The organism is Stenotrophomonas sp. SMYL11 (assembly GCF_036320005.1).
Taxonomy (GTDB): domain Bacteria; phylum Pseudomonadota; class Gammaproteobacteria; order Xanthomonadales; family Xanthomonadaceae; genus Stenotrophomonas; species Stenotrophomonas maltophilia_A.
Map to the genome: position 1 here is coordinate 386,366 of NZ_JAWIRS010000001.1, position 21,007 is coordinate 407,372.

Here is a 21,007-nt window from a genome sequence, read left to right on the forward strand (position 1 = left end):
CGGCATGAATCTACAGCCAGCGGCCGTCGACCACGACGCGGCGCTCCACCGGCACCCCGGCCACGGCGGCCGGGCCGTGGTCGGCACGCACCGCCACGAAGGTGGCCGGATGTCCTTCTGCAAGGCCGTACTGTGGCAGCCCGATCACCTGTGCGGCATGGTTGGTCACCATGTCCAGCGCCAGCATCAGGTCGGCATCGGTATGGAAGCCGGAGCGGTAGCCCAGCAGCATCGCACGTTGCAGCAGGTCGCCGTTGCCATACGGCCACCAGCAGTCCCGGATGTTGTCGTTCCCGGCAAACACGCGCACGCCGGCATCATGCAGCGCGCGCAGCGGCGGGAATGGATGATCGCCCGGCGCGTTGCTCATGATCGCCACACCCGCCGTGGCCAATGCCTCGCCCACCTGCAGTGCGCGCGCCAGCGGCACGTCGCCCAGCGCATAGGCATGGCTGACCGCAACACGCCCCTGCAGGCCGGCGGCCCGGGTACGCGCAGCGATGCGCAGCAACTGGGCCAAGCCGGTTTCGCCGGCCTCATGCAGGTGGATGTCCAGCTGCACGCCATAGCGCTCGGCCAGGCCGAACAGCAGTGCCAATTGGCCCTCGGCATCGCCATCGAGCGTGGTCGGGTCGATGCCGCCCAGCACTTCCACGCCCGCAGCAAGCGCCTGCTCCAGTACGGCGGCAGTACCCGGGCAGGACATCACCCCGGCCTGCGGGAACGCCACCAGCTGGATGCGCATGATGTCGGCACAGCGCAACGCTGCCTCGCGTACCGCTTCCAGGTGGCGCAGGCCGGTGCTGCCATCGATATCGACATGGCAGCGCATTGCCACGGTGCCGAAGCCGCTGCACTGGCGGATCAGCGCCTCGGCACGGTCCACCATCGGTGCCGCAGCCGCCACCGCCGCCTTTTCCACCGCCAGCCGCTCACGCAGGCTGTTCACCGGCTGATGCGGGTGCCAACGGTCACCGACGAAGCTTTTGTCCAGGTGGATGTGGCCGTCGACCAGCCCGGGCAGCACCGCGAACCCCTGCAGGTCGACGCATTCCGCCCCGTCGGCCGGCGCGGCCTCGCCATTGAGTCCGCTGATGCAGCCATCACGGATATGGAAATGCAGCGGCGCGCCGTCGCGGTCGACACCGCCATGGACGAATTGGAGGGTCATCGGGAACTCCCGGAAAGCCAAGAATGGCGCCATCGTGCGCCTCCCCGCAGCCATCGGCCAACGAAATATCTGGATGGCATACATTCACCAGAACGATGACTCCCCCTGCGACAACCGGTCGCAGCCACGCCGTGCACACCCCTGAACGGGTAACATGGGTGCCTGTTTCCGCTGTGATGCCGCATGGGCCCGTCCGACCGCCACGATCGTCTCCGCCGCTGGCAGGCCGCGTCCCTGCTTGCCGCCGCCCCGATCGCCAGCCTGTCCGCCACTGATGCTGCGGCCGCTGCGCCGCTGCAGTCGCCGCCGGGCCAGCAGCGCATCGCCCCGGCTGCACTGGTCGAGCGCCTGCACCAGCGTGTGCTGTCCGGACAGAGCGCCACCGCTACGCTGGAACACTGGTGCGCCGAGCATGGCCTGGCCGAACAGGCGCGGGTGCACGCCGTGCGCATACACGGCCAGGACAAGCCGGCCCCCGCCGACGTGCTGCAGGCACTGGGCGCGAAGCCGGGCACCGACCTGCGCTATCGCCGCGTGCAGCTGGTCTGTGGCAGCCGCGTGCTGTCCGAGGCGGACAACTGGTACCTGCCCGGCCACCTCAGCCCGGCCATGAACCAGGTACTGGACAGCACCGATGAGCCGTTCGGTCGCGTGGTCGGCCCGCTCGGTTTCCAGCGCCAGACCCTGGCTGACCAGACGTTCTGGCCGCCGCGGGGCGAAGGCGATCACGGCGTGATCCTGGAAGTGCGCGCCCTGCTGCGCGACCGCCAGCAGCAGCCTTTCAGCTACGTCATCGAGTCTTACCTGCAGCAGGCGCTGCCCTAGGCGCCGAGCGGGCGCAGCAGAACCGCACATCGAGACAACTGAAGGCCCGGCAGTGCCGGGCCTTCTGCTTGCGTGCCGGATCAGCGGAACCGGTAGTCCAGCTGCAGCCAGTACTGGCGGCCATACGGGTCATAGTTGCCGACCGGATAGAACGGCCAGCCACCTCCGTTCCTGTCCGCCGGCGGGCGGCTGTCACGCAGGTTGTTGACGATCACACCCACCGACAGATTCTCGCCGAACTGGCGGAACACACTGGCGTTGTAGGTCATGTACGGCGCGATGCGGCCACTGCCATCGGTCTTCGGCAGCGAACCGAAGCGGTTGCCATACAGCGTGGTGGTCCAGTCACCCTGGTTCCAGGTGATGCTGCCGTTGGCCTTGCTGCGCCACTGGTAGTCATCCAGCGAATTGCGGATGTCACGCTCCGGATCATCGGAGAACTGGCGGTACGTGTGCTCCAGCACCACGGTATAGGCCAGGCGCGTGGTGAAGCGGCCATAGCGGCCGGCATCGAAGCGCCAGTTGCCCTTCAGGTCCAGGCCACGCACCGATTCGGAGGCCGCGTTGATCGGGTTGATCAGCACGCGGGTCACCTGGTCCGGCTGCACCGTGGCAGTGGACGGATTGCGGATCACCCGCGACAGCGCGTCCTGGCACAATGGCGAACCGATGTCGCGTGCTTCGCCGCCCAGCGTGCGGCCCAGGCGGCAATCGGCCTCGTCACGCAGGATGCGGCTGGTGTCGAGGCTGGTCACCTCGTTGTCGATGCGGATGTCGTAGTAGTCGGCACTGAAATCCAGCCCGGACAGCGGCGACCAGACCACGCCGAAGCCATACGACTTCGCAGACTCCGGCTGCAGCTGTGCGTTGGCACGGTTGCTGTAGTCGATCGACAGGCCGTTGTAGTCGCAGTTGTCGTACGACTGGCCCGCAGTGCGGCAGCGCCAGTAATCGGTCATGCCCGGGTTGTAGCCGCGGGTTTCGGTGGCAAACACGTAGTTCATGTCCGGCGCACGGAAGCTGGTCGCCGCCGTACCACGGATCAGCAGGCTCTCGATCGGACGGAACTCGACGCCGAAACTCCAGGTGGCCTTGCCGATATGCTCGCCACCGGCACGGTACTGGTCATAGCGACCGGCCAAGGTGGTGGTCAGCGACTGCAGCAGCGGCAATTGCAGCTCCACACCTGCAGCGTAGCGGTCACGCTCGCCACCGGCGCCGACGCCTGCACTGGTGTTCCAGAACTCGCCGCTGCCCAGGCGCGGGTCCGGTCGGTTGCGATAGCCCTGGCTGCCGGCCTCGACCACCGCTGCCAACGCCGCATCGCCCCCAGGCAGCGCGAACAGGCGGCCATTGACGCTGGCGCTGAAGGTCTGCAGCCATGCCGCGTTACGGCTTTCCTGGTAGTCGGACAGCCCCTCGTATTCGTTCGGGGTCAACGGCTGGAACAGGCGCGCCGGGTCCGGCGCATAGACCTCAACGCCGTTGCGCACACCCAGCTTCGGGCCGAGCAGGTATTCGTTGATGCCGGCCAGCAGCACCGGGCGGCGGGTGCGGTTCTCGTAACGCGAGCGGCTGTAGACCGCCTCATAGTCCCAGCCGCTGTCGCCGATCTGGCCACGTGCGCCGACGTTGAACGACCACGAGTTTTCCAGGAAGCGGTTGGCATTGCGCGGCAGGCCGCCGATTTCCTCCGGCGCGAAGCGGCGGTACCAGCTCTCCAGGTTGCCGGTGGTCTGGTTGTAGAAGTAGTTGCGGGCCGAGGTCCAGGTCGGCGCACGCGTGTTGTTGTAGATCCGCGCGCTGCCCACGGCGACATCGGCGAACAGGTCAGTGGCCTCGTTGACGTGGAAGGTCAGCAGGCCATAACCGTTGAGGTTGCGCTTCTGGGTCTGCACGGTCCAGTAGCTTGCCGCGGCCTCGTTGCTGCCGCAGTACCAACCCTGCCGCGGGTTGTTGGCGCGGAACACGCTGCCGCCATAGATGTCAGACGCCCCGTCGCAGCCATTGACGCCCGGATCGATGTTGCGGCCGGTGGCGGCATTGCGGCGATAGGCGATCGCGGTCGCCTGCGGTGCCTTGCCGGCCGGATCATCGTCCAGCGAATCCATGAAGTCGCGCTGGCGCGCGTGGATCGCCTTGCGCACATCGAACTCGAAGCCGAACAGCGCGTCCCAACGCTCGCCGGAACTGCCGCCGACCACCTGCGCGCGCTGGTTGTCGCCACCGCCCTGCTGGGTGCCACCGGCGCGCACATTCACATCCACGCCCTCAAAGCGGTCCTTGAGGATGATGTTGACCACGCCGGCGATGGCATCGGAGCCGTATACCGCCGATGCGCCAGCGGCCAGCACCTCGATACGCTCGATCAGCGCGCTGGGAATGTTGGCCAGGTTGACCACGTTCACCGAGCCCTCGTAGGCCAGCGGATAGTCGGCCTGGCGGCGGCCGTTGACCAGCACCAGCGTGCGGTTCGGGCCCAGCCCGCGCAGGTTGATGGTATTGGCGGCCGGGGTGAAGGTATTGCCGAAGTCCTCGCCCTGCACGTTACCGGTGTTTTCGGTCAACGCGCTCAACGCATCGAAGGCGTTGCGGTAACCCTGCGCATCGATCTGCTCGCGGCTGATCACCGTCACCGGCGACGGGCCCTCGACACTGGCGCGCGGAATGCGCGAGCCGGTGACCTTCACTTCCTGCAATGTGGTGGGTGCGCTTTCCTGCGCGAAGGCCGGCAGCGAGACCAGCATCAGGGACGACAGTGCGAGCACCAGCGGACGCGGGCGCAGCGCCTTGTGGGAGGCGGACATGGGCTTCCTGGGAAGTTGGGCGGGTGGTGGTACGGGGGCAGCGGCCTGTACGGCGCATAACGATCCCGTAACGAAAGTGTCCTGAATGGGGGGTTTCAACGGAAATGACCAGGCCTGATGGCCTTATGCCTGAACCGAATCAGACCCGTCAGGGACAATCACAGCGTTTTTGCAATGTTTTGAATGGTCTGGCGCTGCGGGCACGGCCATCGTTGCTGGGATGATGACCCCGTACCCGACCTCCCCCCTTCCCCCGCTGCGCCCGGTGCTGCGCCGCCATCTGCTGCAACTGCAGGTGGCACCGGTCACCCTGCGCCCGTTCCAACGCACCGATCTGCCACGCTGGCGCCTGTTCGATGACCGCCGTCGGCGCGGCCGCCGCGATCCGTCCGTCATCGATGAGGAAGCGCGCTTCCTCGCCCACATGCATCGCTCACGCCTGGAACAGGACAACGACCAGCTGCTGCTGGGGGTGTTCGATGACGAGCACGGCAACGTACTGGACCAGCTGCACGTACGGCTGCAATCACTACATGCGCGCAGCGCCGAACTGCTGTCGCTGCAGCATTGGCACCCGCACGCCGACGCGGCGCTGCAGGCGCTGTGTCCTTTCCTGTTCGAGGACGTCGGTCTGCATCGCCTGTTCGTGATGCTGCCACCGGACTGCAGTGATCCGTTCGCCACCGCGCTGCGGGCCTTCGGCTTCGAGCAGGAAGGCCTGCTGCGCGACCATCATCTGGATCTGGATGGCTGGCAGGATCGCCAGTTGCTGGCACTGACCGCACCCATGTGGCGGAGCAAGCACAGCGTGCTGGACTAGCGCACCCGCTCCAGCGCGTTGCCGGCACCGGTCAGCACCGAGCAGGCGTGGTCCTGCAGCTCTTCGGCGCTGGCCTCGTTGCCGGTGCCGGCGTCCACGCGGGTGGCCAGCAGGATGAAGCCCGGGCCGCCCTGCACTGCGTCCCGGCCCGCCACGACCAGGCTCCACCGGCCGACGTCGTCCACGCCTGCGAGGTCGTAGGCCAGCAGATTGAGCGGATTGGCGGTCAGTTCCGCGCCCGGCAGCAGCCGTGCCTGGTACTGATGGCCGCGCAGCAGCACCGGCAGCGGTGTCCACTGGCTGCCCAGGGCGGCAGCATGCGTGTCCAGCGCCTGCAGCACGTCGGCACGCAGGCAATCCACGTGAATATGCAGCTGGTGCTGCGAGCGGCCGTACGGCGAGTTCAACGCGAGGCTGGCGACATTGCGCGGCAGCGGTTGCCGCAAGGCATGTTCGGTGTGGCTGCGCGCCTGCCAGGCTGCAGCGAAGTAGTTCGGTGCACCACGCTGGTACAGGCTGCGGCTCTCGATGCCGCTGACCTTGTCCAGCGGCATCAGCAGGAACTGGTAGTCGCCGTGCGCGTCCTTGACCAGCACATCGCGCCGGTCTGCTGCCGTCTCCACCCGCAGGCAATCGCCACGCGGGCCTTCGGCACCCCGGCAGTCACGCTCGATCAACCGCCACAATGCATCGGAATGGGCCGGCGGCGGTGGCGCGCTGGCACACGCGGACAACAGCAGCAGGGACGGCAGCAGGAAGGGGCGCAGGAACACGGCAACGACTCACGGAGCAGGCACGGCAGACAGCGCCGCGCTGCATTCTAGCCAGTGCAATGCTGCAATCAGTAGGTGCCGAACGGCACTTCGACCACGATCGGTGCCACGCCCTCGCCGGCCTGAAGGCTGTAGCGGTCCAGCGCCCCATCGTCATCGGCGTGCGGCTGGCGCTGGAAATGCAGCGGGTAGCGGGTGTCCCCCAGGCGCACGGCGCCGCCGTCGGCCTCCAGCGCGGCACCTTCCGGAATCAGCAGTCCGCCCAGGTCGCTGTAGGCGCCAGGTACATCGGCGAAGCTGTAGTCGGCCAGCTCGTCCACCCGCTGCATCGCATAGACGTGCGGCACATAGGGACGTGCGGGGCTGCGGCCATTGCTCAGGTCGGTCACCCAGGCCTGCGGCAGGTGGTACTGCTCGCGCAGCGCGGCCACGCCCAGCGAGGGGCTGGCCACCTGCAGGCAGCACACCGTGCGCTTGCCTTCGCGGTCAAGAATGGCGAAACGGTCACCGCGGGTGGCCGCCTGCGGCAGCATGGCAAAGGCCAGGTTGCGCTGCGCAGGCGCGTAGCCGGATTCGGTCTGCAGGTTGCGCCAGGCGCCGAATACCGGGGATTGGACCTGCTCGGGTTCCGGATCGGCAGCGGAGGCGGCGAACGCCACGCCCAGCAACGACAACATCAGGGCCGTCATTGTCTTGTGCTTGCCGCGGAAACTGCCTGCCGTCATACCGTATCCAACACCTGCGCCGGAAAGGCCCGGCCCGCCCGCTGGCGTACTGCCAGCTATTCCTCCCACTATGCAATGACCACGCTGTGCCGGCAATGACCGGGGCGCTGACGCCTTTCGCACGCTCGGTGCTATCGTTCCCGCCATCGTCCCCTGCGCAGGAGCGCTCGCATGTCTGCATTCCGTCTGTCCCTGTTGCTGCCGGCCTCCGCCCTGCTGCTGTCGGCCTGCGTCAGCACCCCTGGCCCGGAAGTCAAAGGCAGTGGCCGCTGCGACGCCAGCCAGCTGGGCTGGGCAATCGGCCAGCCAGCCAACGAGCCCAACATCCGCCGCCTGTCCCGCGAGAGCGGTGCCGGCCTGGTCAACCCGATCGGCCCCAGCACCATCACCACCAAGGACATCCGCCCGGACCGCCTGCGCGTGTTAGTGGACAAGGACAACATCATCACCGCCACCCGCTGCGAGTAAGCGCGGCAGCAGGTTTCTGTAGAGCCGAGCCCACGCTCGGCTGCTCTCCGGTCAGGCCGCACGGAAAGCCAGCCGAGCGTGGGCTCGGCTCTACAGGGTTCAGGGTTCGGTATAGCCGGCACAGTCCGGCAGCGCCTGGTCGGGGTGGAACACCCCATCGTTGAAGCGGAACAGCCGCGTGTAGGTGCACGCCGGGTCCTGCTCGGTGCGCAGGTCCTGCTTCTTCAACGGCCCCTTGGCCAGCGAATCCCCGAAGCGCGAAACACCGGCCGGAAACCGGGTCGCCACGGTCTGGTAGCGCAGCACCGGCATGCCCTCGGCGACCGTATCCAGCGCCAGCTTCGCCGAGAAGCTGTATTCGTCATGGCAGGCACCTGCGCGCTGCTTGATGTCCTGTTCGCTGAAACACGCGCGGATCATCGCATTGCCCAGCCATGGCACGGTCAACACGTCGTCGTCCACCTGGATGTCGTCCTGCAGGTGGCGCACGCGTGCCAGCTGCAACGTGGATGCATCGGCACCGCCGCCGGAATACATGCTGCTGAACGAGACGATGCCGCCCACCAGCACGTTCTGGCGGTCGCGCTGCTGCGGGTCGGTCACCGGTTCATCGCTACCCACGCCAGGTGCCAGCCGCACGATCCACGGCCACAGCGACAGCTCGCTTTCCTGCGGCACGTCGATGCTGACGTGGTAGGTGTGTGGCTTGCCCTGGCCCGGCCCCTTCTCAAGCACTTCCAGCACGGTCGGCCGGTCACCATCCTCGGCAACCGGCTGCACGCGCACGCACCAGTTGCCGTCCCGCGTGCACTCGTAGAGCCCCACCGGCCCCGTCTCATTGGCGATCAGCACCTGCCCCAACGGCTCCATCACATTGCCGGCGGCGTCACGCTGCTGCGGCAGGATCGAGCCCTGGGCCAACGCCAGCACCGGGGTTGCCAGCAGTGCGGCGCACAGGATCGTGCGGGCAACGATGAGGGGCATGGAGGAGATTCCTACTCGTGGAATCCAGATGGTAGCGCAGGAGTAACGGAACGATCGCGGCCAGCCCGGTCAACCGGAACCCAAGCGACACACTACCTGTCAGAACGACGCTCCCAACTACGCCCCGCCAGCAGTCCGGAGAATGGCCGGGGGAGCGAAGCCGTCATCAGTTGGCGACTCGAGATTCTCACCATCCCAGCTTGCCTGAGTGATCCACTCCACAGCCTTTTCAGCGAAGTCAGCGAAAGTGAGAGCGAGAAGGTACTTGGTGCCTTCATCCGCACCAAAGGCAATCATCTGTCCTTCAGTACCGCCAATGTCGGGGTCGAAATCCAATCCCATGTGATTGCCGCCACCATCGTGAGTCAGCGGTATCCAACGCGCATTGGTATACATCGGCTTCACCACCCCCGCAGGACTGGACTTCATGAACTCCGCGCAGTCCTCGTTCATGCCGTCGGCCTCGATCTCACGCCAACCCTGCCACTGCCGCCCGATCTCCTTGGACGAGAGCATCTGAGTGCCGAACAGAAGCCCGGCCCCATCCTGCCCGTCGTGAATCATCAGCAGCTGCTTTAGCAGATCTGGCAAAGCGACTCCAAGCTGAACTTCCAGTTCAACCAACTCGCTTTCGGAGGCTCCCGGCCGCAACTGCACTTCATCCAGACAACCCTTCTCGTGAAGCGACGCTTTGATGGACGCCCATATCTGATCTGCACCCTGCATTGATTCTGTATCCGTCTCAACCAAGACCTCAGCCTAGTGCCAACCCGATCAGTGCGGAATGCAAGAAATCCGAATTTTCGGAGAGTTCGCCGCTAGTGCCCACTACAGTCGCAGCCACCCCACCCTTTCGCCTTCGACGTCTGGCCAATACCGGGATTGAAGGTATTGCTCGGGTCCAGCTGCCTGTAGAACCCGGCCAGCGCCGGCTTGGCCGGGTACAGGTGGCCGACGTTGTGCTCGGCCGGGTACTCCGCACCGCGCTGGTCCAGCAATGCCCACATCGCATGCTCGATCGCCATCGGGTCTTCACCCTTGCGTGCGATGTAGTCCTGGTGGAACACATGGCAGAGGAAGTGGCCGTAGTACAGCTTGTGCAGCAGGCGGCCGTCGATATCGGCGGGCAGCTGCTCGAACCAGTCAGCGTCATCCCGGCGCAGCGCGATGTCCAAGGCCACGATGTCCTGCACCTGGTCGCGATGCACCTCGCGGTAGCGCACTGCGGCACCGGCCACCGCGAAGCGATGCAGGAACGCCTTGCGCCCCTCATCGGCCGTGCAGTGGAAGTAACCGCCCTCATGGTCGGCGAAGAAGCCGCGCAACCAGGCCTCGGTGTCCGCTGCGTCCTGCGCGGAGACCTTCAGCAGCAGATGATGCTCGTAGCGCTGGCGGAACTCGCCCATGCGCTTGGGCAGGTGCGAGGGCAGCAGGCCGGTCAGCACCTGCATCACCCGGTCGGTCACCCCGCGCAGGCCCAGCCGCTCGAACCAGCCATCAACCCGGCTCTTCAATGCGAACGCGGCCGGCACACGCGAAGTGCCGAGGCGGTCGATCAACAGGAAGCTGTCCTTGCCGTAGCGCTCGCCGATGTCATAGGCATCGCGGTGGATGTACTCACCGGCAATCGGCAGGCGCTCGAATCCGGTCAGCAGCTGGCGCCGGATCGCGGTGAGGCTGTCGGTGCGGTTGCTGCCGATATAGAAGACCTCGGCAGCCTCCTTCTCGAAGGTGTCCAGGCGCACCGCGAACACCGCCAGCTTGCCGGCCGAACCGGCAGCCTCGTAGTGGCGGCTGGGATCAGCATTGAAGCGCGCCGGCGTATCGGCATCGATCCGGCGCACTTCGTCGGCGTAGCGTGGATCGGACGCAGCGCGGCCATCGCCATCGCCCACGTCGGCGGCCGTGTAGTCACCGGCCTGCAGGCGTTGCAGGATCTGCTCGGGCGTATCGCCCAGCGCGATGCCCAGATGGTTGACCAGCTGCAACCGGCCCTGCGCATCGACCTGCGCATACAGCGCCAGCTCGGTGTAGGCCGGGCCACGGCGCACCAGCGCGCCGCCGGAGTTGTTGCAGATGCCGCCGAGCACCGAGGCGCCGATGCAGGAGGAGCCGATCACCGAATGCGGCTCGCGGCCCAGCGGCGCCAGCGTCTGCTCCAGCCGGTCCAGCGTGGCGCCGGGCAGGCACAGCACCTGGCGGCCCTCGTTCAACAGCTGGATGCCGGTCAGGCGCAGCGTGCTGACCAGCACGATCGGACGGCCGTAGTCGTCGCCGTCCGGGGTGGAACCGCCGGTCAGGCCGGTGTTGGCCGCCTGCAGGATGATCGCCGCCCCGCCCTGCACCGCTGCCTGCAGCACCCGCCACAGTTCCAGCAGCGTGCCCGGTCGCACCACGGCCAGCACCGGACCATCGCCGAAGCGGTAGCCGCGGCGGAAGCGGCGGGTGGCCTTGTCGCCGGTCAGTACGTGGCGGCGGCCAACCGCCTCGCGCAGCTGCGCCAGCACGGCATCGTAGGTGCTCATGGCAGGCTGACCAGCGAATCGCGGCCGATGTCGGCGATGCGGCGCGCACCGGTCAGTGTCATCGCCACGCGCATTTCCCTGGCAATCAGGTCCAGCAGGTTGGCCACGCCAGCATCGCCCTGCGCTGCAAGTGCATAGACGAAGGCACGGCCCAGCAGCACGGTATCGGCACCCAGCGCCAGCATGCGCACCACGTCCAGGCCAGTGCGGATGCCCGAATCGGCGAGGATCTTCAGATCGCCCTGTACCGCGTCGGCAATCGCCGGCAGTGCGCGTGCGGTGGACAGCACGCCGTCGAGCTGGCGGCCACCGTGATTGGAGACCACGAGGCCATCGGCGCCGAATTTCACCGCATCACGCGCGTCATCCGGATCAAGGATGCCCTTGATCACCATCGGGCCCTTCCAGAATTCGCGGATCCACTCCAGGTCCTTCCACGAAATGGAGGGATCGAAGTTGCTGCCCAGCCAGCCGATGTAATCCTCCAGCCCAGTCGGGTTGCCGCGATAGGTGGAGATGTTGCCCAGATCATGCGGGCGGCCGAACAGGCCCACGTCCCACGCCCAGCGCGGATGGGTGATGGCCTGGCCGATGCGGCGCAGCGGGGCGTTCGGGCCGCTCATGCCGGAGTGTGCATCGCGGTAGCGCGCGCCCGGTACCGGCATGTCCACGGTGAACACCAGGGTGGTCACGCCCGCGGCCTGCGCCCGCTCCAGCGCATTGCGCATGAAGCCACGGTCGCGCAGCACGTACAGCTGGAACCACATCGGCCGCTGGATGGCCGGTGCCACTTCCTCGATCGGGCACACCGATACGGTGGACAGGGTGAACGGGATACCGCGGCTGTCGGCCGCGCGCGCCGCCTGTACCTCACCGCGCCGGGCATACATGCCGGTCAGGCCGACCGGTGCCAGCGCCACCGGCATTGCCAGCCTTTCGCCGAACAGCTCGGTTTCCAGGCTCAGGTCGGACATGTTGCGCAGGATGCGCTGGCGCAGCGCGATGTCGGACAGGTCGGAAACGTTGCGCTTCAGCGTGTGCTCGGCATACGCGCCGCCATCGATATAGTGGAACAGGAACGGCGGCAGCCGGCGTTGCGCTGCGGCACGGTAATCGGTGGAGGCGGAGATGATCATGGGGTCAACCGTGTGGGGAAGGTAGACGCGAGGCCCGCGCACGCCGGGCTTCGTTGTCATCGAGGGTGCGCAGCGTGGTGTGCACGAACTCGAGGTGGGCATGCGCGGCGGCGCGCGCGCGTTCGGGGTCGCCTGCCAGCACCGCATCCATCATCTCGCGGTGCTGGTCGGACAGCGGCGAGAAGGTCCTCGCCGAGGTATAGAGCTTCTCGCGGCTCTGCGAAATATTGGTCTGCAGCAGCTCGAACAGGCCGCGCATCACCTGCAGCAGCACCAGGTTATGCGAGGCCTCGGCGATGGACAGGTGGAAGGCGGCGTCGGCCTCGGCTTCGCCGGTGGGGTCATCCTTGCCGTGCGCGTCCATCATGGTCTGGAAGGCCTGCGCAATGCGCGTGCGGTCCTCGTCGGTGGCACGCAACGCTGCATGCCAGGCGGTGGCACCTTCCAGCGCGTGGCGGATCTCCAGCACGTCGAAGCGGTATTCCGGGTCGCCCTGGAACAGAGGCAGGTACGGCGCCAGCGGTTCATCCAGCGCCTGCCGCGCGCGCGCCGCGGGTTCGGCCACGTAGGTGCCGCCACCGACCCGTGCGGTCAGCAGGCCCTGGCTGGCCAACTGCGCGATGGCCTCGCGCAACGCCGTTCGCGAGACCCCCAGCTGCACCGCCAGGGTGCGTTCGGCCGGCAGCCGATCACCCGGCTGCAGCCGCTGTTCCTGCACCAGGCCGCGCAGCTGCGCGGCCACCTTGTTCGAAATACGTTGCGTGCTCATGGCGCCATTGTGGCCCGAAGCGCGTAAGAGGGTCAGGCCACACCGCATGGCTCAGGGAATCATCCAGGTCAGCCAGTAGGCCTGGGCCAGGGTGATCAGCCCGACCATCGTGGTGAAGATCAGGCTGTGCTTGACCGTGAAACGGAACAGGTCCGATTCCTTGCCGGCCAGGCCGACCGCGGCGCAGGCAATGGCGATCGACTGCGGCGAAATCATCTTGCCGGTAACGCCACCAGTGGTGTTGGCTGCCACCAGCAGCACGTCGGACACGCCGATCTGCTGCGCGGTAGTCGCCTGCAGCGCCGAGAACAAGGCGTTGGACGAGGTGTCCGAGCCGGTCAGGAACACGCCCAGCCAGCCCAGGAACGGCGAGAAGAACGGGAACGCATCACCGGTGTGCGCCAGTGCCAGTGCCAGCGTCGCCGAAAGGCCCGAGTAATTGGCGATGAAGGCGAAGGCGAGCACCATGCCGATCGAGTAGATCGGCATGCGCAGCTCACGCACGGTCTCACCGAAGGTCTGCAGCGCAGAACGGGCCGGCATGCGCAGCGCGACGATCGCGATCACCGCGGCGAGGATGATCGAGGTACCGGTGGCCGAGAACCAGTCGAACTTGTAGATCGCCTCGTAGCTGAGCGGTGCATCCACGATCGGCGGCATCTTCTGCACCATCTGGTCCAGGCCCGGCACCGGGATCTTCAGCACCCAGCTTTCCAGCGGGCCGCCCGCCGCGAACAGCGACTTGAACGGTTTGATGCTCCACAGCGTGACCATCGCGGTGAGGATCAGGAACGGCGACCATGCCTTGGCGACCTGGCCGACGCTGTAGCGTGGCGCTTCCAGTGCCTGTGCAGCGGCCTCGGCGCTGGTTTCGGTGTCGAAGTGGAAGATCCGCACCGGCTTCCAACGGCGCAGGAACAGGGTCAGGCAGACCAGCGATGCCAGTGAGGCGGTGATGTCGGGCAGTTCCGGGCCAATGAAGTTGGAGGTCAGGTACTGCGCGATGGCGAACGAGCCACCGGCCACCAGCACCGCCGGCCAGGTTTCCTTGATGCCGCGCCAGCCATCCATGATCGCCATGATCCAGAACAGCACGATGATGGTCAGGAACGGCAGCTGGCGGCCGGCCATCTGGCCGATCTCGAATGCATCCAGGCCAGTGACCTGCCCGGCCACGATGATCGGAATACCCATTGCACCGAACGCCACCGGCGCGGTGTTGACGATCAGGCACAGGCCGGCGGCATACAGCGGCTTGAAGCCCAGCCCGACCAGCAGCGCCGCGGTGATCGCCACCGGCGCACCGAAACCGGCCGCGCCCTCCAGGAAGGCGCCGAAGGCGAAGCCGACCATCAGCATCTGCAGACGCTGGTCTTCGGTCACCGACAGGATCGAAGCGCGGATGATGTCGAACTGACCGGTCTTGACCGAGACCTTGTAGAGGAAAACCGCGCCGATGATGATCCAGGCGATCGGCCACAGGCCGTAGACGAAGCCGAAGCCGGCCGCACCCAGCGCCTGGCTCAACGGCATGCGGTAGAACAACAGGGCCACGCCAAGCGCGATGGCCACGGTGATCGTGCCGGCCAGCCAGCCCTTCATGCGCAGCACGGCCAGGGCGACGAAGAAGAACGCGATCGGCAGCAGCGCGATCAGGCTGGACAACCACAGGTTGCCGGCGGGGTCGTACAGGTGTTGCCAGGGCTGCATGAAGACTCTCGACTGGGGGCGGGTTCAACACCGCAGGGGGTGGGTGATCGTGGGCTCCAGCATTATTGGTCGTACCACTAATGGATTTACGGAGCCGCTGGACGCAGATTGAACCGCCGATTGCGCGAAGAGCCTATTAGACCATAGGGCTAGAGGGAATTATTGGTATGACCATTAAGGCAATTGAGACAGTGGCGCGCATGCACCACACTGGATCCTGCCCCATCTCTGGTACACGAATGACACTCGCCCCCACCCGCGACCTGCAGTCCATGCAGCAACAGGCAGCTGACTGCCTGGCCGGCTACGCTGAAGCGAACCTTCTCAATCATCCAGACCTGGATGCGCTCATCGCCCACCTGCGTGCATATCCGGATTCGGGCGAAACCATGGCCCTGCCAGCCTGGGATCAGGCAGGTTCAGAGCTTCAGATCGCGGGTCGAGGTGATCTATTGCCGCCATCTCTGTTGGGGCAGATCGCCACGGACAAGCACGAGGAGTTGAACGACCTGATCTGTTCGTGCGTTGAAGTGGGAATCGCAGATCTGTACGGCGCTACGACGGATGTTCCTGACCAGATGCTGGCCAGAGCACTGGCCATCCTGCAGCGCAACATTCCGCAGCAGACCTGACTGCTTCAACTCTGCCTTGGCATCACGGTCAGATCCCCCAAAGGGACTCTGCTCCCACTCCCTCAACGCCTCAGATCTTCTTCTCCAACCGCCGCATCACCGCCAGCACCAGCACGCACAGCACGCTCACCCCGATCGCGATCACGTACTTGCTGATCCCCACCGCAATCCCGATGGCCGCCGCCATGATCAGCGAGCTGGCCGTGGTCAAGCCGCTGACCTGATCCTCGCGTGACCCGCGCAGGATGGTGCCAGCGGCAACGAAGCCGACACAGGCCACCACCGCTTCGATCAGGCGTACCGGATCAACCTGCAGCAGGTCGCGGTAACGCTCCTGCTGGAAATGCTCGGCCACCGAGTCGCCAAGGCCGACGATCAACGCGGCGGCCCCTGCGATCAGCATGTGCGTACGCAGGCCAGCGGCGTGCTTGCCCATCTCGCGCTCGACGCCGAGCACGCCGCCGAACAGCATTGCTGCGGCCACGCGCAGCAGGATCGAGACATCCTGGGTGAGTTCCATGGGCAGGCTCCGGGTGTTTCCCGGAGCGTTGCTCGGCAGCCGTGGGATGGCGGTGAAGACGATGACACGCCCTCTTCACCGCATGCGCTCATCCACGCACGGCCTGGATCTACTGGCCATCGCCACGCGTGCCCGTCGTGCACTCGATCATTGCGCCAGATAGCCACCATCGATCGCATAGTATGTCCCGGTCGCGAACGAGGCGTCGTCGCTGGCCAGCCAGGCGACCAGCGCCGCCACTTCCTCGGCCGTGCCCAGCCGCTTCAGTGCGTGCCGCCCTTCCAGCGTGGCACGCACCTTCGGGTCCATCTTCTCCAGCAGCGGCGTGCTGATGAAGCCCGGGCCGACCGCGTTGACACGGATGCCGTCGGCCGCATGCTCCCAGGCGGCGGTCTGGGTCAGCCCGACCACGCCGTGCTTGGCCGCCACGTATGCGGTGGAACCGGCATAGCCCACCTGGCCCAGGATCGAGGCCATGTTGATGATGCTGCCACCGGTTCCGGCCGTGCGCATCGCCTGGATCTGCGCACGCTGGCACAGGAACACGCTGGTGAGGTTGACGTCGATTACCCGTTGCCAGCCATCGATCGGATAGTCACCGCTGCTTGCGGCCGGCCCGCCGATACCGGCGTTGTTGACTGCCACATGCAGGCCGTCGAGTTCCTTGATCGTGCGCTGCACCGCCGCCTCCACGGCCGAGTCGTCTGTAACGTCCAGCGCAATGCCGATGGCCTGTGCACCGGCACTGCGCAGCTGCGCCACGGTGGCATCGACTGCATCCTGTTTCAGGTCCCAGACCGAAATACGGGCACCGGATGCGGCCAGCGTCTGCGCCACGGCCAGGCCGATACCGGACACGCCGCCGGTCACGATCGCGGTCTTGCCGGTGAGCTGGTAGTCAATCATCTGCGTTCTCCATCAGTGGGGGGTATCGACGTGGCCTGCAACGGCCAACCGCCCCAACCCTACGCACCCACTCGTGATGGCCCGGCTGACATCGCGTCTACGGGGATCGTTCCAGCCATGAAACCTCAACTCAGGTTGATGTATGGAATTGCGTACGGATATGCATGCAAAACGCTGGCGTATGTTCGGCGGCATTTTCACTTTGGCCGTAATCGTCAATCGTTTTGACCATATTGAAATCAAAAGCGCGCGAATCGAGGCGACAATGGGAAACGTTTCCAGTTTCTTCGACACATTCCATTCAACCTGGTGTTCCCCCACCGTCCAGAGTGCCCACGCCCCTGCTTCCCAGCATGTCTGCACGGGTAACGACCGGATCTGCATCTGCGTTGCAGAGCGCGTGGGCGAGGTAATGCCAGCGTCCACCTCCAAAGCACGTGCCGAGCGATGTCCCGATATTTCACTTTTGCTGATTACCGCCGCTTCGGCCACCGCCATGGCTTCGATTACCGCGCCGACCCGGAACACCTGCGTGACGACCAGTGGGCCGGCCATGGCGAGGTCAACGAGCAGTTCCTGCGCGGCGGCATGAGCCTGATCGCCTCCGACGTCCATAATCGCTTCCCCTATGTGGCGACCGCACAGCAGAGTCCCGGCCTGGCCATCCGCGTGATGCTGCAGGGCCAGGTCGATGTGCGCATTCCGCGACGCGGTGGTTTCACCCTGCGTGCTGGTACGGCGATGACCGCGCACCACCGCGAACAGGTTGAGATGACGGGTGCGCATCCTGGGGAAACGCGCATGCGCGGCGTCAGCGTGATGGTGCCCGGCCAGATCGATCCGGACCTGTTCCAGCTGCCGCAGCTGGAGACCGCGCTCAACACCCACCTGGAGTGCCGACACTGGGCCATTCCGCATACCCTGCTGCCGGTGCTGGGCCAGCTGTTCGACAGCCCCTGGCAGGACGGCATCGATGCGCTGTGGCGCGAAGGCGTGGCCCTGCAGCTGCTGGCCGTCGGTCTACAGGCCGAGGATCTGCAGACCGACCATGTACGAACGCTGCGGGCTGGCCAGCGCGAGCGCCTGGAGCGCGTGCGTGCCTACCTGCATGACGATCCCAGCCACGCCCATAGTCTGATCGAACTGGCCCAGCTGGCCTGCATGAGCCCAAGTTCGCTGCGCCGTCATTTCGCCCAGCAGTACGGCTGCTCGGTGTTCGACTACCTGCACGAACAACGCATGCGCCACGCCGAACAGGGCCTGCGTGAGGACGGCTGGACGGTTGAACAGGCAGCCGCTAACAGCGGCTACCGCCACCCCAGCAACTTCGCGGCTGCATTCCGCAAGCGTTTCGGCCTGGTACCCAGCCGCTGGCGCACCGGGCCCTCAAAGGTCGGATAGCGGCTTCTGCTTCACGCCATCGCGGATGCCGGCCAGCGGCCGGCACTGCCGCAGCCGCCTGAAACGGCATGCCATGGCTCCGCTCTGGTAGGTGTCGACCTTGGTCGACACGCGCTGGACGCGATCATATTCCCGACACATCTCTGCGCATGTCGCATATACCCATTGCCGCCAAAGATGGGCCGCGCCATCGTAGTAAGGCTGACTACAGGGACTTCTCGTGGACAACCGAGATCAACCAAGCACGCCTTACTTCATCCGATGCATCCAAAGTCCATGGCTACCCGAGACGGGCGCGCATGCAGACGATCTACGCAGCTTACAGGCACATTGGAGCGAGGCAGCGATTCCAGAGGACTTCATACAGCTCCTGCGTTGGTCAAACGGTGGGCGCTGCGTGTTCCCTTATGCTTATGTCGACCTATGGTCCATCCCCAGCATCATTCAGCTCAACCGCAGCTACCAGATCCGTCGTTATCTTGGCGACTACCTGATGGGCATTGGAACGGACGGTGGATCGACGCTCATCGCGCTCGATCTCTGCCCGCTCAGTCGCGGAAAGATCGTCTCATTCGATCTGGGTGATCTCGACATCAGCCAGTCAAAGCCCATCGCCGAATCAATTGCCGAACTCTTTCAGAAGCGCGACAGCGGGCTGCTGACGAGCGACAAGCTTTATCCTTGAGTATAGAAACGCCGGTCAGCGGCCGGCACTACCAAAGCCGACGTGCATCGCGCGGGCCCAGGTAGCGCCGGGCCATGCCCGGCGTCACCCTGTGGACCTCAATACACCGGCAGATCGATGTAACTGGCCTGCGCCGCGCTGTGCCAGACCCGCTGCGTGGCCTTCTGGTAGTCCCCCGGCTTGGCCAGGTAGACGTTCGGCACGTAGGTCTGCGGGTTGCGGTCATACAGCGGGAACAGACTGGACTGCACCTGCACCATCACCCGGTGCCCTTTCTGGAAAGTGTGGTTGGCGTTGGGCAGGTCGAAGCGGTACGGCAGCACTTCGTTGGCGGCCAGCGGCCTCGGATCGCTGAAGCTTTCGCGGTAGCGGCCACGGAAGATCGCCAGCGACACCGGCAGCTCGTAACCGCCCATCTCCGGCGTCGACGCTTCCTGGTCCGGATACACGTCGATCAGCTTCACCACCCAGTCGCTGTCGGTGCCGCTGGTCGATGCCTGCAGGTGCACCACCGGCGCGCCGCCGATGCGCAGCGGCGCGGTCAGCGGTTCGGTGATGAAGGTCAGCACGTCCGGACGGCCATCAACGAAGCGCTGATCCTTGACCAGCCAGGTGGTCCACATGTCACGGTCACCGAAACGCACCGGTCGCGGCACGAACGGCACCGGCTTTGCCGGGTCGGACACGTACTCCTCGAAGTCGCCCTCGCCCGCCGCCGGCGCCTGGAACGCCAGCTTGCCGCCGGCGCGCAGGTACAGCGGCTTGCTGCTGGCGGCACAGCCCTTGTCGCAGCTGCGTGGCCAGCCCTTCAAGCGGTCCCAGTGGTTTTCACCGGTGTTGTAGATCAGCACCGGCGGCGTGTCCGCCTTCGGCGCACCGTCCACCAGGTACTGGTCGAAGAACGGCTTGAGCACATCGCGACGGAACTGCAGCGCGGTATCGCCATCGAACTTCAGCGCGCCCAGCTCGCTGCTGCTGTAATTCACCTGGCTGTGCCGCCACGGGCCCATCACCAGGTAGTTGCGGTTGTTGCCGCTGTCGCGCCCTTCCATTGCCTGGTAGGCGTGATTGGCACCCCACATATCCTCCTGGTCCCACAGGCCCTGCAGCCACATGGTCGGCACCTTCAACGGTGTTTTCGCCATCACCGCGTCCAGCGCCTGGCCCTGCCAGAAGCCGTCATAGGCCGGATGCTCGACCAGCTTCTTCCACCAGGTCAGCTGGTCCACGCCGGTGAAGCGCGCGTAGTCGCCGGCCGAACCGATGCGCAGGAAGGTGCTGTAGTCGTCGTAGCCGAGGCTGGGCAGCGGCGTGCCCTTGCCGCGTTTCTCGGTCTGCATCGCGAAGTAGTTGAAGTTGACCTGGCGGAACGCGCCGTAGTTGAGCCAGTCGTCGCCCATCCAGCCATCGACCATCGGGCTCTGCGGTGCGGCCACCTTCAGCGCCGGGTGCGGGTCGGTCAGCGCCATCACCACGGTGAAGCCCTCGTACGACGAGCCGAGCATGCCGACCTTGCCGTTGCTCTCCGGCACGTTCTTCACCAGCCAGTCGATGGTGTCCCAGGCGTCGGTGGAGTGGTCCACCTTGGTGTTGTTCAACGGCCCGCGCAGCGGTCGGGTCATCACGTAATCGCCTTCGGAACCGTACTTGCCGCGGATGTCCTGGAATACGCGGATGTAGCCGCCATCAACGAACACTTCGTCACCCTGCGGCAGCAGGTCGCGCATGCGCGGCGAATCACTGCGGCTGGCGCGACCGGCAGCGTCGTAGGGCGTGCGGGTGAGCAGGATCGGCGCATTGCGCGCGCCCTTGGGCACCACGATCACCGTATACAGCTTGGTGCCATCGCGCATCGGCACCATCACCACGCGCTTGTCGTAGTCACGACCGACATCAGGGGCAATGAAGGGCTTGCCGCTGATGTCCGGGGTCATCGGCGGGGTTTCGGCGGCCAGCACAGCGCTGGACAGGCAAAGGGCAATGGCTACAGCGACGGCACGCACACGCATGGACAACCCCTCCCGACAGGAAAGCCTCAAGCCTACTCCTGCCTAGAGCCGTGAAGTGTGTGCAGGCTTTGCATTCTGCGGTGGATGCAGGCAGGACTGATGGCACATGTGCGACCGGCTGCTGCGCTCGTCGGCAGCCGG

General features: G+C 65.8%; 19 protein-coding genes. 6 read left to right on the forward strand and 13 right to left on the reverse strand.

Annotated elements, in window-relative coordinates:
- Positions 1–10: 10 nt before the first annotated feature.
- Positions 11–1,171, reverse strand: coding sequence for an amidohydrolase family protein (locus V3B46_RS01755; RefSeq protein ID WP_329890961.1), 1,161 nt, complete (start codon positions 1,169–1,171; stop codon positions 11–13).
- 183 nt (positions 1,172–1,354) lie between these two features.
- Here V3B46_RS01755 and V3B46_RS01760 point away from each other — a divergent pair, with 183 nt between their 5' ends.
- The gene (locus V3B46_RS01760) at positions 1,355–1,996 is read left to right on the forward strand and encodes a hypothetical protein (protein WP_329890962.1); all 642 of its coding nucleotides are present in this window, start codon (positions 1,355–1,357) and stop codon (positions 1,994–1,996) included.
- 80 nt (positions 1,997–2,076) lie between these two features.
- Here the strand turns inward: V3B46_RS01760 and V3B46_RS01765 are convergent, their stop codons facing one another.
- Positions 2,077–4,803, reverse strand: coding sequence for a TonB-dependent receptor plug domain-containing protein (locus V3B46_RS01765; RefSeq protein WP_329890963.1), 2,727 nt, complete (start codon positions 4,801–4,803; stop codon positions 2,077–2,079).
- Between the two features lie 220 nt (positions 4,804–5,023).
- Between V3B46_RS01765 and V3B46_RS01770 the strand changes: the two genes are divergently transcribed.
- The gene (locus V3B46_RS01770) at positions 5,024–5,623 is read left to right on the forward strand and encodes a GNAT family N-acetyltransferase (RefSeq protein ID WP_329890964.1); all 600 of its coding nucleotides are present in this window, start codon (positions 5,024–5,026) and stop codon (positions 5,621–5,623) included.
- On the opposite strand, the gene V3B46_RS01775 is transcribed toward V3B46_RS01770, so the two are convergent.
- Positions 5,620–6,396 (reverse strand): CDP-diacylglycerol diphosphatase, encoded by a 777-nt coding sequence (locus V3B46_RS01775; protein WP_329890965.1) that lies wholly within the window; start codon positions 6,394–6,396, stop codon positions 5,620–5,622. The two genes, V3B46_RS01770 and V3B46_RS01775, sit on opposite strands and share 4 nt — an antisense overlap.
- A gap of 68 nt (positions 6,397–6,464) precedes the next feature.
- Positions 6,465–7,121, reverse strand: a complete 657-nt coding sequence (locus V3B46_RS01780) for a decarboxylase (RefSeq protein WP_329890966.1) — start codon at positions 7,119–7,121, stop codon at positions 6,465–6,467.
- 171 nt (positions 7,122–7,292) lie between these two features.
- Here V3B46_RS01780 and V3B46_RS01785 point away from each other — a divergent pair, with 171 nt between their 5' ends.
- The gene (locus tag V3B46_RS01785) at positions 7,293–7,589 is read left to right on the forward strand and encodes an I78 family peptidase inhibitor (RefSeq protein ID WP_329890967.1); all 297 of its coding nucleotides are present in this window, start codon (positions 7,293–7,295) and stop codon (positions 7,587–7,589) included.
- A gap of 99 nt (positions 7,590–7,688) precedes the next feature.
- Here V3B46_RS01785 and V3B46_RS01790 read toward each other — a convergent pair whose 3' ends face one another.
- The 6 genes from V3B46_RS01790 to lldP form a co-directional block, all read right to left on the reverse strand.
- Entirely contained in the window at positions 7,689–8,573 is an 885-nt protein-coding gene (locus V3B46_RS01790) for a hypothetical protein (protein ID WP_329890968.1), read from the reverse strand.
- Between the two features lie 117 nt (positions 8,574–8,690).
- Entirely contained in the window at positions 8,691–9,299 is a 609-nt protein-coding gene (locus tag V3B46_RS01795; RefSeq protein WP_164171687.1) for an SMI1/KNR4 family protein, read from the reverse strand.
- Positions 9,300–9,391: 92 nt separating this feature from the next.
- Positions 9,392–11,098: a D-lactate dehydrogenase gene (gene dld, locus V3B46_RS01800; protein ID WP_329890969.1), complete on the reverse strand. Its 1,707-nt coding sequence runs from the start codon at positions 11,096–11,098 to the stop codon at positions 9,392–9,394.
- Entirely contained in the window at positions 11,095–12,234 is a 1,140-nt protein-coding gene (gene lldD / locus V3B46_RS01805) for an FMN-dependent L-lactate dehydrogenase LldD (RefSeq protein ID WP_329890970.1), read from the reverse strand. Before lldD ends, dld begins: the two co-directional genes overlap by 4 nt.
- Before the next feature lie 4 nt (positions 12,235–12,238).
- The gene (gene lldR, locus V3B46_RS01810; protein ID WP_329890971.1) at positions 12,239–13,003 is read right to left on the reverse strand and encodes a transcriptional regulator LldR; all 765 of its coding nucleotides are present in this window, start codon (positions 13,001–13,003) and stop codon (positions 12,239–12,241) included.
- A 51-nt stretch (positions 13,004–13,054) separates the two neighbouring features.
- Positions 13,055–14,713 (reverse strand): L-lactate permease, encoded by a 1,659-nt coding sequence (gene lldP / locus V3B46_RS01815; protein WP_329890972.1) that lies wholly within the window; start codon positions 14,711–14,713, stop codon positions 13,055–13,057.
- A gap of 239 nt (positions 14,714–14,952) precedes the next feature.
- Here lldP and V3B46_RS01820 point away from each other — a divergent pair, with 239 nt between their 5' ends.
- Positions 14,953–15,345 (forward strand): hypothetical protein, encoded by a 393-nt coding sequence (locus V3B46_RS01820; protein ID WP_164171689.1) that lies wholly within the window; start codon positions 14,953–14,955, stop codon positions 15,343–15,345.
- Between the two features lie 70 nt (positions 15,346–15,415).
- Here V3B46_RS01820 and V3B46_RS01825 read toward each other — a convergent pair whose 3' ends face one another.
- Positions 15,416–15,865: an MgtC/SapB family protein gene (locus tag V3B46_RS01825; protein WP_049422814.1), complete on the reverse strand. Its 450-nt coding sequence runs from the start codon at positions 15,863–15,865 to the stop codon at positions 15,416–15,418.
- 147 nt (positions 15,866–16,012) lie between these two features.
- Positions 16,013–16,771 carry an SDR family NAD(P)-dependent oxidoreductase gene (locus tag V3B46_RS01830; protein ID WP_329890973.1) on the reverse strand — a complete coding sequence of 253 codons (759 nt, stop codon included), beginning with the start codon at positions 16,769–16,771 and terminating at the stop codon, positions 16,013–16,015.
- A gap of 447 nt (positions 16,772–17,218) precedes the next feature.
- Here V3B46_RS01830 and V3B46_RS01835 point away from each other — a divergent pair, with 447 nt between their 5' ends.
- Together V3B46_RS01835 and V3B46_RS01840 are read left to right on the forward strand one after the other, a co-directional pair.
- Positions 17,219–18,172 (forward strand): helix-turn-helix transcriptional regulator, encoded by a 954-nt coding sequence (locus V3B46_RS01835; protein WP_329890974.1) that lies wholly within the window; start codon positions 17,219–17,221, stop codon positions 18,170–18,172.
- 220 nt (positions 18,173–18,392) lie between these two features.
- Entirely contained in the window at positions 18,393–18,857 is a 465-nt protein-coding gene (locus tag V3B46_RS01840) for an SMI1/KNR4 family protein (RefSeq protein WP_329890975.1), read from the forward strand.
- 98 nt (positions 18,858–18,955) lie between these two features.
- On the opposite strand, the gene V3B46_RS01845 is transcribed toward V3B46_RS01840, so the two are convergent.
- Positions 18,956–20,866 (reverse strand): CocE/NonD family hydrolase, encoded by a 1,911-nt coding sequence (locus V3B46_RS01845; RefSeq protein ID WP_329890976.1) that lies wholly within the window; start codon positions 20,864–20,866, stop codon positions 18,956–18,958.
- Between the last annotated feature and the right edge of the window lie 141 nt (positions 20,867–21,007).

Excerpts from the sequence above, each read along its gene's own strand:
- V3B46_RS01755 (WP_329890961.1), bottom strand. The coding sequence starts at position 1,171 with ATGACCCTCCAATTCGTCCATGGCGGTGTCGACCGCGACGGCGCGCCG.
- V3B46_RS01760 (WP_329890962.1), top strand. The coding sequence starts at position 1,355 with ATGGGCCCGTCCGACCGCCACGATCGTCTCCGCCGCTGGCAGGCCGCG.
- V3B46_RS01765 (WP_329890963.1), bottom strand. The coding sequence starts at position 4,803 with ATGTCCGCCTCCCACAAGGCGCTGCGCCCGCGTCCGCTGGTGCTCGCA.
- V3B46_RS01770 (WP_329890964.1), top strand. The coding sequence starts at position 5,024 with ATGATGACCCCGTACCCGACCTCCCCCCTTCCCCCGCTGCGCCCGGTG.
- V3B46_RS01780 (WP_329890966.1), bottom strand. The coding sequence starts at position 7,121 with ATGACGGCAGGCAGTTTCCGCGGCAAGCACAAGACAATGACGGCCCTG.
- V3B46_RS01785 (WP_329890967.1), top strand. The coding sequence starts at position 7,293 with ATGTCTGCATTCCGTCTGTCCCTGTTGCTGCCGGCCTCCGCCCTGCTG.
- V3B46_RS01790 (WP_329890968.1), bottom strand. The coding sequence starts at position 8,573 with ATGCCCCTCATCGTTGCCCGCACGATCCTGTGCGCCGCACTGCTGGCA.
- V3B46_RS01795 (WP_164171687.1), bottom strand. The coding sequence starts at position 9,299 with ATGCAGGGTGCAGATCAGATATGGGCGTCCATCAAAGCGTCGCTTCAC.
- dld (WP_329890969.1), bottom strand. The coding sequence starts at position 11,098 with ATGAGCACCTACGATGCCGTGCTGGCGCAGCTGCGCGAGGCGGTTGGC.
- lldD (WP_329890970.1), bottom strand. The coding sequence starts at position 12,234 with ATGATCATCTCCGCCTCCACCGATTACCGTGCCGCAGCGCAACGCCGG.
- lldR (WP_329890971.1), bottom strand. The coding sequence starts at position 13,003 with ATGAGCACGCAACGTATTTCGAACAAGGTGGCCGCGCAGCTGCGCGGC.
- lldP (WP_329890972.1), bottom strand. The coding sequence starts at position 14,713 with ATGCAGCCCTGGCAACACCTGTACGACCCCGCCGGCAACCTGTGGTTG.
- V3B46_RS01820 (WP_164171689.1), top strand. The coding sequence starts at position 14,953 with ATGACACTCGCCCCCACCCGCGACCTGCAGTCCATGCAGCAACAGGCA.
- V3B46_RS01825 (WP_049422814.1), bottom strand. The coding sequence starts at position 15,865 with ATGGAACTCACCCAGGATGTCTCGATCCTGCTGCGCGTGGCCGCAGCA.
- V3B46_RS01830 (WP_329890973.1), bottom strand. The coding sequence starts at position 16,771 with ATGATTGACTACCAGCTCACCGGCAAGACCGCGATCGTGACCGGCGGC.
- V3B46_RS01835 (WP_329890974.1), top strand. The coding sequence starts at position 17,219 with ATGTCCCGATATTTCACTTTTGCTGATTACCGCCGCTTCGGCCACCGC.
- V3B46_RS01845 (WP_329890976.1), bottom strand. The coding sequence starts at position 20,866 with ATGCGTGTGCGTGCCGTCGCTGTAGCCATTGCCCTTTGCCTGTCCAGC.